General features: G+C 65.9%; 1 pseudogene. It reads right to left on the reverse strand.

Annotation, left to right across the window (positions count from 1 at the left end):
- Positions 1 to 54: 54 nt before the first annotated feature.
- Positions 55 to 443, reverse strand: a pseudogene (locus GVN67_RS29245) (succinate--CoA ligase subunit alpha); the annotation flags it as partial.

Below are 443 nucleotides of genomic sequence, written 5' to 3' on the forward strand. Positions count from 1 at the left end.
CGACGTCCGAGAAATCCTGGCCTTCGTAGCCCATCACGCTTTACTCCCGGACGCTCAGCCCTTGAGGACCTCGAGCAACGTCGTGCCTAGCTCGCTCGGGCTTGCCGAAACCTTGATCCCCGCGGCTTCCATCGCCGCGATCTTGCTCTCCGCATCGCCCTTGCCGCCCGAAACGATCGCGCCGGCGTGGCCCATGCGCTTGCCGGGAGGGGCGGTGACGCCGGCGATGAAGCCGACGATCGGCTTCTTCATGTTGGCCTTGCACCACTGGGCGGCTTCGGCTTCGTCCGGGCCGCCGATTTCGCCGATCATGATGACGGCGTCGGTGTCGGGATCGTCGTTGAAGGCCTTCATCACGTCGATGTGCTTGAGGCCGTTGATCGGGTCGCCGCCGATGCCCACGGCGCTCGACTGGCCCAGGCCGACTTCGGTCAGCATGGCCA

Source organism: Roseomonas sp. 18066 (assembly GCF_902706185.1).
Lineage (GTDB): Bacteria > Pseudomonadota > Alphaproteobacteria > Acetobacterales > Acetobacteraceae > Pseudoroseomonas.